The 16,627-nt window shown below is 67.3% G+C and carries 1 protein-coding gene (cut by a window edge); it reads left to right on the forward strand.

The window, feature by feature from the left end; all coding sequences use genetic code 11:
* The first annotated feature begins 66 nt into the window (after nt 1-66).
* On the forward strand, nt 67-16,627 hold the 5' portion of the coding sequence (locus tag ACZ5WW_RS25210) for a putative Ig domain-containing protein (RefSeq protein ID WP_377171420.1). It continues 14,027 nt past the right edge of the window; the window shows 16,561 of its 30,588 coding nt (coding positions 1-16,561); the start codon lies at nt 67-69; its stop codon lies beyond the right edge, outside the window.

Consider the following 16,627-nt stretch of genomic DNA (forward strand, 5'->3'; position numbering starts at 1 on the left):
TAACCTAGTTCTTTCTATTGAAATTATAAAACGTATGATTAGACTGCCCTTATTCACAAAAAATACATGGGTCTTCCTACGGGATACAGCATTCAGCCAGATGCTTCTAAAGAAGCAGGTGAGTCGGCTGTCGCTATCAACCGCGCTGCTGCGTGGTTCAGGAGGCGTTGTGCCCGTGGCCAGCGCTCGCTGACGGCTGGATTGTCCCTGTTTGTGATCTCGGCGGTGGCTGCGCTGGCCGCGACGGATTATAGCGATTACAGCCTTTTCAGCAGCGCGAGCAGCACCACGGTGAGCACGATCAGGCTCGGTGCGACGACGGACAGTGAAACGAGCATCACGGCAAATTCACAGGCCACGGGGGACGACATCACGGGCAGCGATGACGAGGATGCCGTGACGCTGCCGGCCAGCCTGGTGACGGGCACGTCCAACAGCATCATCGTGAACGTGACGAACACGAGCGGCTCCACGGTCTATCTGAATGCGTGGATCGACTACAACAAGAACGGGTTGCTCACGGACTCGGGCGAGCAGATCGCGACGAACACGACGATCGCCACGGGCACGTCGAACTCGAACCGTACGGTCACGTTTACGGTGCCTGCCGGGGCGACGCTGGGGAATGTGGGGCTGCGTGTGCGACTGACGTCCAACAGCTCTCCGGGCTCCACCGGGCTGAGTGGGAATGGCGAGGTGGAAGACTACCTGGTGCAGATCTGCCCGTCCATCACCCTGGGGCCTACGACGCTGGGCACGGCGACGGTGGGCACGGCGTATTCGCAGACGATCAGCGCCAGCGGGGGCTCAGGCCCTTACTCCTTCAGTGTGAGCAGCGGGACGCTGCCGGATGGGCTCGCGCTGAGCTCCGACGGGGCGCTGACGGGCACGCCGACCTCCGGGAACAGCCAGACCTTCACGGTGCGCGCGGTGGATGCGAACGGGTGCACGAGCACGCGCAGCTACACGCTGGCGCCGGTGTGCACGAGCTATGTGATCTCTCCGTTTGCGATGGGGTCGTGGGATCTGTCCACGGCGGTGAATGTGACGATGGTGGCGACGGCGACTTCGGGCTCCACAAACGGGCCGCTGACGTGGTCTGTGGCGTCGGGCACGCTGCCTGCGGGGCTCTCCCTGAGCAGCGCCGGGGTGCTGAGCGGGACGACGACGGCGAAGGGGACTTCGAGCTTCACGATCCAGGTGACCGATGCGTACGGCTGCACAGCTTCGGAGTCGTATCTGATGACGGTGGCGTCCGGCACGAGCTACTCCAGCCTGCTGTATGTGAGCTCCGGAAATGGCAGCACGGGCTACCTGGAGACGTATGATGTGTCCACGGGGCAGAAGACGCTGGTGGGGCAGACGAAGGATTCGAGCTCGCGGTACCTCACGGACCTGGCGTGGTCGCCTTCGGGGATATTGTACGGCATCGACTTCAACAACATCTACCAGATCAACCCGAGCACGGGGGCTCTGACGAGGCTGGGGAGCTTTACGACCAGCAACAGCTTCAACGGCCTGGTGTTTGACTCGGCAGGGAAGCCCTACATCAGCAGTGTCAGCGACGGAGACATCTACACTTTCAACCTGTCTGCGCTGAGCACCAGCACGACGACGCCGCTGACGATGGCCTTCACCTCCCCGGCCACGGCGCCGAACGGGCAGGCGCTGAACAGCGCGGGCGACCTGGCGTGGATCGGCAACGAGCTGTACTACACGGCGGCGGGCAGCGGCTTCACGACGTTTTATTTGTACAAGGTGCCGGAAGGAGGCACGGCGACGCAGCTGGTGGGGCAGATCAAAAATCCAAGCGGCACGGCGATCATGGATGTGTTCGGGCTTTCGACCGACGGCTACGGCACGCTGTACGCGCAGGCGGGCACGACGCTGTACAAGGTGGACAAAACCACGGCGGTGGCAACGTCGATGACTTCGAGCATGGCCGCGAATGCGATCTCCGGCGGTGCGATGAGGTATGAGTTCACCCAGGTGCTGGATGACTTTGGCGACTACTCCCTCTTCCCGGTGGCGCGTGATACGGTGTTCAGCTCGCTGCTGATGGGTTCGCTGATCGACTATGACATTCCTGCGGCGTTTAACACGGCGGCAAATGCGGACGATGTTTCGTGGCTGGATGACGAAGACGGTGTGACGCTGCCCGCCAGCGTGGTGCAGGGTGCCACGGGAGTGAGTGTGACCGTGAAGGTCACGAACACCTCCGGTGCGCCGGCTTTCCTGAACGGCTGGGTGGATTTTGGCAACAACGGCTCGCTGACAGACAGCGGCGACCAGATCATCAACAACGTGGTGATTCCCGACGGGACCAACAACGTCAGCGGGACCTACACTTTCAATGTGCCTGCGAGCGCTGCGGTGGGCAGCCTGGGGGCGCGCTTCCGCCTCACGGCCGTGACGAATCCGGGCCCGGCGGGCGCGAGCGGCCCGGGCGAGGTGGAGGACTACCTGCTGAATGTGACGTGCAGCAGCATCACGCTGACGCCGGGCACGCTGCCGACGCCGACGGTGGGCACGGCGTATTCGCAGACGGTGACCGCCAGCGGCGGCAACGGCCCCTACACCTATGCGGTGGCCACCGGGGCGCTGCCTGCGGGACTGACACTGAATGCGAGCACAGGGGTGATCTCCGGCACGGTGACGAGCTCCAGCGCGACGAGCTTCACGCTGCGCGCCACGGATGCGAAGGGCTGCACCGGCACGCTGGCGATCAGCATGACTCCGACGTGCCCTGCGGTGAATGTGGCGCCTGCGACGCTGGACACGCCGAAGGTGGGCACGAGCTTTACCCAGACGCTGAATGCGACGGGCGGCATTTCGCCTTACACATGGTCGCTGACCAGCGGCTCTCTGCCTGCGGGTCTGTCTCTGAGCACGAGCAACGGCACTATCAGCGGCCTGCCCACGAGCTCCGCTGCGGCGACCTTCAGCGCACGCGCCACGGATGCCGCCGGCTGCGCGAAAACGCAGTCCTACACGGTCACGCCTGTGTGCCCGACGATCAGCATCTCCCCCAGCGCGCTGCCTGCGGGCACTGTGGGCAGCGCGTATTCGCAGACCCTGAGCGCCAGCGGCGGCACTGCGGCCTACACTTCCTGGACGGTGACCAGCGGCACACTGCCAGCAGGACTGACGCTGAACGCGAGCACGGGTGTGATCAGCGGCACGCCGACGGCCTCCGCCAGCCCTGCCACCTCCGTGACGGTGCGTGTCAATGACGCCTACGGCTGCCAGGGCACGCAGGTGGTGACGCTGCAAATCTGCCCGCAGATTTCGGTGACGCCCGCGATCCTGCCGACGCCGACGGTGGGCACGGCGTACTCGCAGGCGCTGAGCGCCTCCGGCGGCGCGGCCTCCTACACTTACACGCTGGCCAGCGGCACGCTGCCTGCCTGGGCGACGCTGAGCAGCGCCGGCGTCATCAGCGGCACGCCGAACAGCACCACCCCGGCCACCTTCACGGTGCGGGTGACGGATGCGAACGGCTGCTCCAGCACGCTCTCCTGCACACTGACGCCGGTGTGCCCGACGGTGACGATCACGCCTGCGGCGCTGGCCACGGGTACGGTGGGCAGCTCCTACTCGCAGACACTGAGCGCGACGGGCGGCGTGGCCCCCTACAGCGCATGGACGGTGACGGCGGGCACGCTGCCAGCGGGCCTGACGCTGAACGCGAGCACGGGTGTGATCAGCGGCACGCCGACGGCCTCCGCCAGCCCCGCGACGTCTGTGACGGTGCGTGTGAATGATGCGAACGGCTGCCAGGGCACGCGTGCCATCACGCTGCAGATCTGCCCGGTGATCTCCTTCACGCCGAGCACGCTGCCGACGGCGACGGTGGGCACCTCCTATTCGCAGACGATCACGGCGAGCGGCGGCACCGCGCCCTACACCTACACGCTGGCCAGCGGCACGCTGCCAGGCTGGGCTTCGCTGACCTCCGCAGGTGTGCTGAGCGGCACGCCCACCAGCACGACGACGGCAATCTTTACGCTGCGCGCCACGGATGCGAACGGCTGCGCGGCCACGCTGGCCTACACGCTGACGCCGGTGTGCCCGGCGATCTCGATCACGCCTGCGGCACTGCCAGCGGGGACGGTGGGCACGGCCTACTCACAGACACTCGCGGCGAGCGGGGGCATCGCGCCTTACAGCTCATGGACGGTGACGGGCGGCGCCTTGCCGGCGGGGCTGACGCTGAACGCGAGCACGGGGGTGATCAGCGGTACGCCCACGGCTTCCGCCAGTCCGGCGACGACGGTGACCTTCCGGGTGAGCGATGCCAACGGCTGCCAGGGCACGCAGGCGGTGACGCTGCAGATCTGCCCGGTGATTTCCATCGCGCCCACGACGCCTGCCACGGGCACGGTGGGGGTGGCGTATTCGCAGGCGCTGACGGCCTCCGGCGGCACCTCTGCCTACACGTATGCGGTGGTCAGCGGCTCGCTGCCAGCGGGGCTGACGCTCAATCCTTCGACAGGTGTGGTGAGCGGTACGCCGAGCAGCCAGACGAGCGGCAACGTGACCATCCGCGCCACGGATGCCAACGGCTGCCAGGGGACGCAGGCGATGACGTTTGCGATGGGCTGCCCTGCGATCACCATCACCACGGCCACGCTGCCAGCGGGCACGGTGGGCAGCGCGTATTCGCAGACGCTGAGCGCGAGCGGCGGTTCATCCAACTACACCTGGTCTGTGACGGGCGGCACGCTGCCTGCGGGCCTGACGCTGAGCAGCGGCGGGGTGCTGAGCGGCACGCCGACCACGGGCAATGCGGGCGGCGTGAGCGTGACGCTCTCCGCCACGGACAGTGTGAATGCCTGCGCCGGCACGAAGACCTTCACCCTGCAGATCTGCCCGGTGGTGACGCTCTCCCCCACGACGCTGAATGTCCCGACGGTGGGCACGGCGTATTCCCAGACGCTGACGACCTCCGGCGGTGCGGCCCCCTACACCTACACGCTGGCCAGCGGCTCGTTGCCGACATGGGCGACGCTGAGCAGCGGCGGGGTGATCAGCGGCACGCCGGCGACGACGGCTTCCGCCACCTTCACGGTGAAGACCACGGATGCGAACGGCTGCTCCGGCACCCGCAGCTACACGCTGACGCCTTCCTGCGCGACGATCAGCATCAGCCCGACGACGCTGACGCAGGGGACAGTGGGCACGCTGTATTCGCAGACGCTGGCGGCGAGCGGCGGCACGGCGCCCTACAGCTCATGGACGATCACCAACGGCACGCTGCCAGCGGGCCTGACGCTGAATGCGAGCACGGGTGTGATCAGCGGCACGCCGACGGCGGCTTCGAGCCCGGCCGGCTCCATCACGGTGCGGGTGAATGATGCGAACGGCTGCCAGGGCTCGCAGACGCTGGCGCTGCAGGTGTGCCCGGTGGTCTCGCTGGCCCCCGCGACACTGACCACGCCGACGGTGGGCGTGGCGTATTCACAGACCGTTTCCGCGAGTGGCGGCGCGTCTCCCTACACCTTCACGCTGGCGAGCGGGGCGCTGCCTTCCTGGGCGACTCTGAGCAGCGCGGGTGTCATCACCGGCACGCCGACGAACACGACCACGGCGGCCTTCACGGTGCGCGCGACGGATGCGAACGGCTGCGCCAAAACGCTGGCCTGCACGCTCGCGCCGGTGTGCCCTACGATCGGCATCCTGCCTGCCTCGCTGCCACAGGCGGTGGTGGGCACGGCTTACTCCCAGACGCTGACGGCGAGCGGCGGCACGGCGTCCTACACGTGGGCGCTGACCAGCGGCACGCTGCCAGCGGGGCTGACGCTGAACACCGGCACGGGCGTGATTTCAGGCACGCCGACTGCGGTGAACGCCAGCGGTGCGAGCCTGACGCTGCGCGCGACGGATGCGAACGGCTGCCAGGCCACCGCGACGCTGACGCTGCAGGTCTGCCCGGCCCTCAGTGTGACGCCGACGACGGCGGCGGCAGGTACGGTGGGCACGTTTTACAGCCAGGCGCTGGCCTCCAGCGGCGGCACGGCTCCCTACACCTACACGATCAGCAACGGCACGCTGCCAGCGGGGCTGCTGCTGAGCAGCAGCGGTGTGATCAGCGGCACGCCGACGACGGCGAACGGCACGGGAGCGAGCTTCACAGTGCGCAGCATGGATGCGAACGGCTGCCTGAAGGACCAGGTGATCAGCCTGAAAATCTGCCCGGTGATTTCGCTTTCGCCGATGGTGGCGACGTGGACGGTGGGCACGAGCTCCTCGCAGACGATCAGCGCGACCGGCGGCACAGCGCCGTATGTGCTGGCACTGGCGAGCGGGACGCTGCCGACGGGGGTGACCTTCAACGCGAGCACGGGCGTGCTGAGCGGCACGCCGACGAGCGCCACATCACGCACCTTTGTGATCAGCGCCACGGATGCCAACGGCTGCGTGGGCACGCAGAGCTACACGATCAAGCCTCAGTGCCCGGTGATCAGCGTGAGCCCCGGCACACTCGCGGTGGGCATGGTGGGCAGCGCGTATTCGCAGACGTTCATCTCCGCCGGGGGCACGGCACCTTATTCGTATGCGATCACGGGCGGCTCGATGCCAGCGGGGATGAGCTTCAACTCCACGAGCGGAGCGATCACCGGCACGCCGAGCGTGGCCGGCACGACGACGCTGACGCTGAGGGTGACGGATGCCAACTCATGCCAGACGACGATCACACGCAGCATCATCGTTTCCGCAGCGGTGACCTCCGCCTGCCCGACGCCGCTGAACCAGACCGCGGGCGGTGCCTACCTGGTGACGCGGCTGGGGCGCGATGTGCTGGGCGGTGAAAACAACGGGGTGGGCACCTGCCTTTACAACATGTCTCCCAACGGCCGCTGGGTCACGGGCATCCGCGTGGGCAAGAAGTCCTACGCCTTCCTGCTGAACACGCTCACGGATGTGAACGTGAACGTGCCGCTGCTGGACAGCGCGCATCCGTATGCGATGGGGCGCGATGTGAACGACAGCGGCGACGCGGTGGGCTATGAAAAATGGTCCGCTGGCAGCAAGCTGAGCATCGCGCCATGGTACTACAGCCAGGCAAGCGGCACGACGGTGAGGCTGCTGACGCCGTATGATTCAAACGCGAGCATGAGCGCCATCCCGTGCGCGCTGACGAGCGACAGCGCGTATGCCTTTGGCACGGTGGACGCAGACGGCCCCGGCGGCCCGGTGCTCTCCCAGGGCGGCTACTGGAACCTGAACACCCTTGCGTGGACGGCGATCTCCGGAGTGCGCGAGGTGGTGGACGCTTCTGCAGACGGCACAAAGCTGCTGGTGACGGACAGCAGCGGCGTGGGCAAGGTGCTGAGCGGCAGCCCGGCGGCGGGCTACAGCACGGTGCTGGTGACTTTCAGCGGCGGCTCGCTGAACGCGGGGCGCATCAGTCCAAATGGGCGCTACGTGGGCTCCAGCCAGAAGATCTCCGGGGTGCCGGTGCCGTTTGTGTACGACCTGCAGACGAGCACGCGCACAAACCTGCCGCGCATCCTGCCGCAGGACAGCCTGGGCGGCATCGTGGGGGCGATAAGCGACACGGGCCGTGTGCTGGGCACGCTGTACAGCAGCGCGTCCACGGGCAGCTTTGCGGTGATGTGGGACACGCCTGCGGACCTGTACACGAGGATCTCCGACCTGCTGGTGTCTGACGGGCATGTGGCGCAGGACAGCGCCTACTCCTACTGGAACATCTACAACGGCGGCGACGGCATCTCCGCAGACGGTACCATGATGGGCGTGTTTGGAGACAACCCCTACGGCCAGGAGGACTCGATGGTGTTCCAAAAGGTGGACGTGGCTGACTCTCGGCTCTGCCTGGGAAATGCGGTGTGGGCAGACACGAACCGCAACGGCATCAAGGACTACGGCGAGCCCGGAGCGGAGGGCGCGGTGGTGCACCTCTTCCACCCGGGCGCGGACGGTGTGCGCGGCGGCACGGGAGCGAATGCCGACTATGAAATCGGCACGCCGGTCACGATCACGAGCAGCGGGGTGTACACCTTCAGCGGCATTCCTTCGGGCAGCTACTATGTGCAGGTGGTGCCGCCTGAGTCTCTGCCGGTGACTTCCGGCGTGGTGGTGGCGCTGGACAACGGCGTGGACAATGACAACAACGGCATGCAGCCCGGCGGCCCGGGCACGCCGCTGTACAGCCCGATGATCACGCTGATCCCCGGAACGGAGTCGGTGAATGACGGCGACACGAACACGAACACGGACTTCACGGTGGACTTTGGCCTGAGCGACGGCGTGAGCCTGGGCGACCAAGTGTTTGCCGACATCAACGGCGACGGGATCTTCCAGCCCGCGACGGAGTCCGGGCAGGCAAACATCACGGTGCAGCTGCTGGACGCGGCGACGAACAACGTGCTGCTGACGACGACGACGGACGCGAGCGGCAAGTACTTCTTTGGCGGGCAGGCGCCGGGCACCTACCGGGTGAGCATCCCCACGCCGCCTGCGGCCTACACCTCCGCGACACTGACGGTCTATGAGGACAACGGGGTGGACAATGACAGCAACGGCTCGCAGAACGGCGGCGCCGGCACACCGACGATCAGCCCGGTGATCACGCTGGCGGCGGGCACGGAGCCGGGCTCTGCGGGGAGCACGAGCTTTGAAAACACCATCGACTTCGGCTTCCGCTCCTGCCCGGTGATCACGATGACGCCCACGACGCTGGCCAGCGGCACGGTGGGCAGCGCCTACACGCAGGCGATGAGCGCGAGCGGCAGCAGCGCCACCCCCTACACCTGGAGCACGTCTTCAGGCACATGGCCGGAAGGCCTGAGCCTGAGCAGCTCCGGCAGCATCACCGGTACGCCGACGGTCCCGACGAACGGGGTGAACGGCACAACGGTGACGGTGCGCGCCATGGATGCGACCACGTGCTTCCGGGACCAGGCGCTGAAGATCAAGGTGTGCCCGGTGATCACGGTGAACCCCGCCACGCTGCCTGCGCCGGTGATCGGTGCGCCATATGCGCAGACCATCACGACCACCGGCACCACGGCGATGCCGCTGGTGTTTAGCGCGACGGGCCTGCCAAGCTGGCTGTACCTGAACGCAAGCACGGGGGTGCTCTCCGGCACGCCGACGAACTCCACGGCGGTGACCTTTACGGTGACGGCCACGGACGCCAATCTCTGCTCCGCCTCGCGCACCTACACGCTGCCGCCGGTCTGCCCTGCGGTGACGATCACGCCGTCCGCGCCGCCGGTGGGCACGGTGGGGGTGCCCTACAGCCAGACCTTCAGCGCCTCGCCTACCTCCGGCCTGACGGGGCAGTACTTCTCGGGCACGGCCTTCAAGACGCTGCTGCTCACGCGCCAGGAGTCGGCGATCAACTATGACTGGGCGGCGGGCTCGCCGGATGCCACGGTGCCGGTGGACCAGTTCTCGGTGCGGTGGAGCGGCTTTGTGCGTCCGGCCACGACGGGCACCTACACCTTCCAGAGCACCAGCGACGACGGTGTGCGTGTGTGGGTGAACAACACGCTGGTGATCGACAAATGGATGGACCAGTCCGCGACGAACTACACGGCCACGGTGAACCTGACCGCAGGCGTGGTGGTGCCGATCCGGGTGGAGTATTACGAGGCCGGCGGCAGCGCGGTGATGAAGCTGCTCTGGTCCGGGCCCAACCTAACGCTGCAGCCGGTGACGGGCTGGCTGGACTATGTGTGGGGTGTGACCGGCGGTGTGCTGCCAGCGGGCCTGACGCTGAACGCGACCACGGGTGTGATCAGCGGTACGCCCACAGCGGCGAATGGCGTCGGCATCAGCCTGACCCTGACCGCAACGGATGCCAACGGCTGCGTGGGCTCCCAGGTCTGGCCTGCGCTGCAGATCTGCCCGGCTCTGAGCCTGAGCCCCGCGACGCTGCCACCTGCGACGGTGGGGCAGCTCTACACGCAGACGATTGCGGCCACGGGCGGCACGGCGCCTTACCAGTACACCGTGGTGAGCGGCACGCTGCCGTCCTGGTGCACGCTCAACGCCACGACCGGGAAGCTCTCCGGCACGCCGACGGACAACAGCCCCGGCAGCTTCACGGTGAAAGCCACGGACGCCAACGGCTGCGCGGTGACGCAGATCTACACGCTGGACCCACGCTGCACGATCTTCAGCGTGACGCCGGGCACGCTGCCCAGCGCCACTGCGGGCAGCGCCTACTCGCAGACCCTGACGACCAGCGGCGGCACCGGCCCCTACACCTACACGCTGAGCAGCGGCACGCTGCCTGCGGGCCTGACGCTCTCCAGCGGCGGTGTCATCAGCGGCACGGCCGCCACCGGAGACGGCAGCAAGACGAGCATCACGGTTTCCATCTCGGACTCACAGGGCTGCCTGGGAAGCACGACCTACCAGATCCAGGTATGCCCCGTCATCACCCTGAACCCGGCGACGCTGCCGGCGCCCTACCTGGGCCTGAGCTACACGCAGACGATCACCGCCAGCGGCACCGGGGCCACCCCGCTGACCTGGAGCGGCACGGGCCTGCCCGCATGGCTGAGCATCAACAGCAGCACGGGAGTGCTCAGCGGCACGGCCACGGCGAGCACGCCGGTGACCTTTACGCTGACCGCGACGGATGCTAACGGCTGCAAAGGCACGCGCAGCTACACGCTGACGCCCGTCTGCCCGGTGGTCACGGTGGGCGGCACCACGCCGGCAAACGGCTACCTCGGGCTGAGCTACGGGCAGAGCATCACCGCGAGCGGCGGCACGGCGCCTTACTCCTTTGTACTGGTGAGCGGCAGCCTGCCGCCGGGGCTGAGCCTGGCCAGCAACGGCAGCGTGAGCGGCACGCCGACGACGCTGGGCACCTACACGGTGACGGTGCGCGCGACGGACGCCTACAGCTGCCAGAGCAGCACGACGGCGGTGACTTACAACATCAAGGGCATGGGCCTGGGCAACCAGGTGTGGGTGGACATGAACGACGACGGGCTGAAGGGCGCGGCGGAGAGCGGCGTGCCGAACCTGCCGGTGCAGCTCTGGACGGCGGGGATCAACGGCGTGGTGAACAACGGCAGCGGTGATGATGTGCTGGTGGCCTCAACCACCACAGACGCCGACGGCCTCTACCTCTTCAACAACCTGACGCCCGCGACCTACTACGTGCGCATCCCCACGCCGCCGGTGTTTTACCCGAAGGTGAGCACCAGCCAGGTGAACCTGGACAACGGGGTGAACAATGACAACAACGGCATCCAGGCGGTGTCCGGCATCGCGGTGGTCACGCCGCTGATCACGTTGTACCCGAACACGGAACCCGGAGCAGGGGTGGACGGAGACGACACGGACATCGACAGCACCATCGACATCGGCTTTGCCAATGCGAACCCCTGCCAGATCACAAACCTGATCGACAACCCGAGCTTTGAGTTTCTGGGAACGACGAACGTGACAGGCGCGCCTGCGAGCGTGATGGGGTATGACGGCACGGGCACGGCGTTTGGCAGCGGCATCAACGCCTTCCAGTGGGTGGGCGGCACGAACGGCACCAGCGGTGTCGGCGAGCCGGTGCAGCGCGTGCAGGTCGCCGTGGGCAGCACAGGGTCCAAGGTCTCGTGGATGGAGAGTGTGAAGAGCCGCCATGGCAAGCGCATGGTGATGCTGCAGGGAACGAACTCGGCGGTGAACCTGATGCCTGCGGGCGGCGGCAGCTGGAGCAGCGTGCTGCAGGCGGGCAAGGAGTACGAGCTGAGCGTGTGGGCGGCCAACGCCACCTCCGGCGCGGCGTCCATCCTGTGGAATCTGGGCGCCAACGCGCAGATCTTTCAGATCATCACCGGAGCGACGCCGGGGCTCTACCAGTACTACACGGTGCCGCAGGGTGAAATGAGCGCGACGGCTCCGGGCGTGAGCCAGTGCTGCGGTTACAATGCGGGCACGGTGTCTTACTCGGCCTTTGGCGCCTCGGACTACAACAGCTGGACGGAGGCCACGGCAAACAGCACGCAGCCGCTGTGGCGCCAGTTCACCTACCATTTCCGTGTGGCCAACGGGGCCACGCAGTCGCAGATCGACACGGCGACGCTGGCGCTCTCCGGCGGCAGCAGCACCAACGCCGTGGCGGCGGACCTGGTGTATCTGTGCCAGGTGAACACCACGGCGACGCTGACCATCGGCAACCTAGTGTGGAATGACGCCAACAACAACGGCATCCGCGACACGGGGACGAATCCTGAGATCGGCATCAGCAGCGTGACGGTGGACCTCTTCCGCAGCACCAACGACGTCGCCGGAGATGCGGATGACCTGTGGATCGCCACGACGACGACGAACTCCGCCGGCGCCTACAACTTCACCGGCCTGGCAGACGGCAAGTATGTGGTGCGCGTGACGCCGCCTGCAAACATCCCGGCCACGGGCGGGAACGTCGTGGCGCTGGACAACGGGGTGAACAATGACAACAACGGCAGCCAGCCCGGCGGGCCGGGCACCTACATCTACAGCCCGGTGATCACCCTGGCCAGCGGCACGGAGCCGGTGAACGATGGCGACACGAATCCTGACACGGAGCTGAGCGTGGACTTCGGCCTGTTCTCCGGCATCCAGCTGGGCAACCAGCTCTTCATCGACGCCAACAACGACGGCGTCTTCAGCAGCGCGACTGAGACCGGCGTGGGCGCAGGGGTGAGGGTGGAGCTGCTGGACGGCACGGTGAACACGGTGATCACCAGCACCACGACGAACAGCTCCGGGGTGTACGGCTTCACGGTGTACCAGCCGGCGAGCTACCGCGTGCGCATCCCGACACCGCCTTCGGCCTACCCGCTGGCCTCCGGCGTGGTGAACAGCGCGGACGACGGGCGCGACAATGACAGCAACGGCATCCAGACCGGCGGCATCGGCACGGCGGTGATCAGCCCGGTGATCACGCTGACGGCGGGCGGCGAGCCCGGAAGCACGGGCAACTCGAACACGGAAAACACCATCGACTTCGGCTTCCGCGGCTGCCCGACGATCACCATCAGCCCCGGCACGGTGGCGGTGGCGACGCAGTATGTGGCCTACAATCCGCTGACGCTGACCTCCAGCGGCGGCTCGGGCGGGTATGTGTACGCCATCAGCAGCGGCGCGCTGCCGAGCGGCATGACGATGAACAGCGCGGGTGTGATCAGCGGCACGCCGGGGGCCTCCGCGGCACCGGGCAGCTACAGCTTCACGGTGCGCAGCACGGACAGCCAGGGCTGCTCCGGCACGCAAAACTACACGCTGACGCTGAGCAATGCGGTGGTGACGGTGAACCCAGCCACGCTGCCGGCCGCCACGCAGTATGCGGCCTACACGCAGAATCTGGCGGCCTCGGGCGGCACCTCCCCCTACACCTGGAGCTATGGGCCTTCCGCGCTGAGCGGTGCGGTGGCGTGGTGGCCGGGTGAAAGCGGAGCCACGGAAGTGGTGGCGGGCAACAACGGCGCGCTGATGAACGGCGTGGCCTTCACCACCGGGCTGGTGGGCGGCGCCTTCAGCTTTGACGGGGTGAATGATTACGCGCAGGTGGCGGACCAGTCGGTGATGCGCCCGGCGCAGATCTCCCTGGAGGCCTGGGTGCGCCCTGCGGGAGCGACGCCTGCGGCGGACCAGATCATCCTCGCGAAGACATCAAACGTCACCGCTCCGGCCAACGGCTATGGATTGATCCAGCGCAGCGGCGGCAGCACCGTGCGCTTCTTCATCAATGGCACGAGCTCGGTGGCAGGCACGTCTGAGTTTGTGGATGCGACGCTGGCGGTGGGAAGCTGGAGCCATGTGGTGGCCACGTATGACCTCAGCAACATCCGCATCTACGTCAACGGCGTGCAGATCGCCTCGAAGGCCTTCACCACGGCGGTGAACCATTCCACGCAGGCGCTGGTGATGGGCGGCAGCGCGACGGCGAGCACCTGCTGGAACGGCGCGCTGGATGAGGCGGTGATCTACAACCGGGCGCTGAGCTCTGCGGAGGCGCTGGCCCGCTACAGCATCACCACCAGCGGCAACAACGGCATGCCCGCCGGGCTGACGCTGGACACCACGACCGGCGTGCTGAGCGGCACGCCCACGGCGGTGCCTGCGAGCTATCCCTTCACCGTGCGCGCCACGGACGCCTACAGCGGCATCGGCCTGCGCAGCTACTCGCTGACGGTGGGCTGCCCGGCGCTGAGCATCTCCCCGGCCACGTTTGCCGATGCGCCCGAGTACGCGGCCTACACGGCGGTGACGATGACGGCCACGGGCGGCACGGCTCCGTACCAGTGGGACATCAGCAGCGGGGCGCTGCCCACGGGCATGAGCCTCAGCAGCGCGGGTGTGCTCAGCGGCACGCCGGGCTCCGCACCGGGCACGTACTCCTTCACGGTGCGTGCGCGTGACGCGAACAACTGCGTGAGCACGAAGGCGCTGAGCCTGAAGGTGACCTGCCCGACGATCTCGCTCACACCGGCGACGCTGCCGAATGCGCAGCAGTTTGCCTCCTACTCCGCCGTGCTGCTGGACGGCACGGGCGGCAGCTCTCCCTACACCTTCAGCATCCAGAGCGGCGCGCTGCCCACGGGCATGAGCCTGAGCAGCGCCGGCCTGCTGAGCGGCACGCCGACGGCGACGCCGGGAGACTACACGGTGGTGGTGAAGGGGACGGACAGCGCAAACTGCTCCGGCACGCGCAGCTACACGCTGCGTGTGACCTGCCCGGCGATCGCGCTCGCCCCCACGACGCTGCCAAACGGCCGCCAGTACCAGGCCTACAGCCAGACGCTGACGGCGAGCAACGGCAACAGCCCCTACACCTGGACGGTGGTCAGCGGCGCGCTGCCGACAGGGCTGACGCTGAGCAGCGCGGGCGTGATCAGCGGCACGCCGACGGCGGTGCCGGGCACCTACAGCTTCCGCGTGCAGACGACGGATGCGTTTGGCTGCACAGGCACGCGGGACTACTCCATCCTGTTTGACTGCCCGCTGATCACCATCACGCCGACGACGCTGCCGCAGGCCACGACGACGGTGGCCTACAGCCAGCAGCTCACGGCGACTGGCGGCTCCTCCCCCTACACCTGGACGCTGGCGTCCGGCACGCTGCCTTCCGGCATCACCTTCTCCTCCGCAGGGCTGATCAGCGGCACGACGTCCGCGGTGGGCTCGTTCAATTTCACGGTGCAGGCGAGCGACCTGAACGGCTGCGTGGTGCAGCAGGCGCTGGCGCTGGGGGTGAACTGCGCGGCGATCACGATCTCCCCCTCGTCGCTGCCCACGGCGACGGTGGGCACGGCTTACTCGCAGCAGTTCAGCGCGAGCGGCGGCGTGGGCACGAAGACGTGGACGGTGAAGTCCGGCACGCTGCCAGCGGGCCTGACGCTGAGCACGGCCGGCCTGCTGAGCGGCACGCCCACAGACACGGCGGGCACCTTCAATTTCACGATCCAGGCGATGGATCAGAACAACTGCCCCGGCACCTTTGCCTGCACGCTGACGCTGCAGTGCCCCACGGTCACCATCACGCCGAGCAGCGTGCCGAGCGGTACGGTGGCCACCAGCTACTCCACGACGCTGACGGCCTCCGGCGCCACGGCTCCCTACACCTGGACGCTGCAGTCTGGCAGCAGCCTGCCGCCGGGCCTGGCGCTGAGCACGGCGGGTGTCATCAGCGGCACTCCGACGGCGCCGGGCAGCTACAGCTTTGGGGTGACGGCACGCGGCGCGTATGCCTGCACAGGCACGACGACCATCACCATGACGGTGAACTGCTCCACACTGGCGCTGAGCCCCACGAGCCTGGGCTCGGGCTACCGCGGTCTGTCCTACAGCCAGACGGTGACGGCGAGCGGGGGCATCAGCCCTTACACGTATTCGGTGACGGCGGGCAGCCTGCCACCGGGGGTGACGCTGAACAGCACCACCGGAGCCATCAGCGGCACGCCGACGGCGGCGGGCAGCTACAGCTTTACTGTGCGTGCGGTGGACAGCGCGACGTGCTCCGGCACGCGCGACTACATCGCGGTGATCAATGGTCTCACCCTGGGCAACCTGGTGTGGCAGGACACGGACCAGAGCGGCACCAAGGACGTGGGAGAGCTGGGCATCGGCAGCGTGTCTCTGCAGCTTTTCTCCACGACGGACTCGGTGATCGGCAACGGGGATGATGTGTCCCAGGGCACAACGACGACGGACGGCACGGGGGCGTATGCCTTTACCGGGCTGGCTCCGGGGAAATACTTTGTGAAGATCGCCACGCCGCCCACGGCCTACCCGCTGTCCTCCGGACCGCAGGTGAACCTGGACAACGGGGTGGACAATGACAACAACGGCATCCAGGCCGGCGGCGTGGGCACGGCCATCGTCAGCCCGGTGGTCACACTGGCGGTGGGGCGTGAGCCCGGAGATGTGGCGGGCGGCATCGACGCGGACAACACGGTGGACTTTGCGCTGCGCGCGGTGCCCGCGTCTCTGGCAAACCTGCTGGAGTACGACCTGAACACGAGCAGCGGCGGCCTGCCGGCACCGCCGAGCTTCAAGAACTCCGCCGTGGTGAACGCGGCGAAGATCCAGATCGAGGACGACATGAACGGCCTCACGGACATCAGCGAACCGACGAACAACGGGCCGATCCGCAGCG

The sequence above is a fragment of the Prosthecobacter fluviatilis genome, from assembly GCF_055388355.1.